Raw genomic sequence first — 1503 nt, 5'->3', positions numbered from 1 at the left:
CGAGACCGTTGAAAAAGGCCTGGGCGAAATCGGCGTGGCGGATGGCTGGTGACGCCGGCCACCGGGGATACGCCGCGTATCAGGCCGCCGCGGCCTGCCGGGCGAGCAGCTGAAGGTTGTATGCCGCGGCAGCCATGGTGAACTCCTCGGCGGCTCCTGACAGGCCCCGCAGCTTGAGCGTTCGTAGCCCCAGGTTGCGTTTCAAATGGCCGAACACGCGCTCGATCCGCTGTCTTCGACGCCGTGCGTGCACATAGGCGTCGGTGCCGGCAAGGGCGCGCACGGTATCGCGGGCTTCCTCGCTGACGAGCCGGGTGACACCCCGCTTCGGACCGATGGTGCATTGCGGCTTCAGCTCGCAGGCGGCGCAATCGGCCGGCCGGCTTCGGTATACGCGCACCTGCTTGGTCCGGTTGGTGCCGCAATAGCCGAGCAGCTTGTCCGCCGGACAGCGGTATGCATCCGCTTTCCGGTCGTAGCGGAAGGCATTCCGAGTGAAGAAGGCGTCCCGCTGGCGGGTCCGGTCGATGACCGGGATGTATGGCGTGATGTTCCGGTCGATCAACCAGCCGAGCAGCGGACCGCTACCATACGCCTTGTCGGCCGAGAGACTGGCGGGTTCGATGCCCAGCCTGGTGCCGGCGCGTGACACCAGCGTCCGGGTCGCCGCCACCTCGGCTGCGAAGCGGGCGGGCGTGGCCTCCACGTCGAGGATGCAGTCGGTGTCGAGGTCAAGCAGGGGGTTGATGGCGTATGCGTAGCGCGCCGGTCCGTGCTTGCAGGTGAGCGCCGCCTGCGGGTCGGTCGGCGAGATGCTGGTCGGATCGACGGGCGCCGGTTCGTCGGGGCCCGGCGGCAACGCGGCATCGAGCGCCGCCAGGTATTCGGCGACGGGTCGCGATATGCTTTCCCTGCCACGAAGCTCGTCTGCGGCGTCGACCCCCTTCAGCTTCTTCTCGCGGCTGGCGTCGGCCATGATCGTGCTGCCGTCCACCGCCAAGTCGCGCCCCGTTACCAGCCCGGCCGCGGCACACCGCGCGACTACCTGCTCGAATAGCAGACGATGCAGGTCGCAGGCGCGGAAGCGGCCGTGCCGGTTCTTGGAGAAGGTGGAATGGTCCGGCACCCGGTCGGCCAGATCGAGCCGGCAGAACCAACGATAGGCGAGGTTGAGGTGTACCTCCTCGCACAAACGCCGTTCCGAGCGGATCCCGAACAGATAGCCAACCAGCAGCATCCTGAGCATCAGCTCCGGGTCGATCGAGGGTCGCCCACTCGCGCTGTAGCTCGACGCCAGTGCCTCGCGCACGAAGCCGAAGTCCAACACGCCGTCGATGCGTCGGAGCAGGTGGTCAACCGGCACATGCTCATCAAGCCGGAAGCCGTAGAACAGCGCGCCCTGTGCCACCTGCCGACCCATCATGTCCGTGATCCCCCTACCGCCTTGCAGGAGTGAATCACGCCCTCGTCACCATCGCAAGCAGCCGTTTTTCAACAGCCTCG

At 67.1% G+C, this 1503-nt stretch carries 1 protein-coding gene; it reads right to left on the bottom strand.

Going from position 1 to position 1503, the window contains the following annotated elements; genetic code table 11:
- Nucleotides 1-79: 79 nt before the first annotated feature.
- Entirely contained in the window at nucleotides 80-1423 is a 1344-nt protein-coding gene (locus LRA89_RS20415) for an IS1182 family transposase (protein ID WP_230772843.1), read from the bottom strand.
- Between the last annotated feature and the right edge of the window lie 80 nt (nucleotides 1424-1503).

The sequence above is a fragment of the Sphingomonas sp. Leaf4 genome, from assembly GCF_920939515.1.
Lineage (GTDB): Bacteria > Pseudomonadota > Alphaproteobacteria > Sphingomonadales > Sphingomonadaceae > Sphingomonas.
The sequence above is the reverse complement of the archived record's forward strand: the minus strand, read 5'-3'. Positions and strand labels throughout refer to the sequence as shown.

What these genes read in the sequence shown, in the direction of transcription:
- LRA89_RS20415 (WP_230772843.1), bottom strand. Translation starts at nt 1,423, where the DNA reads ATGATGGGTCGGCAGGTGGCACAGGGCGCGCTGTTCTACGGCTTCCGG.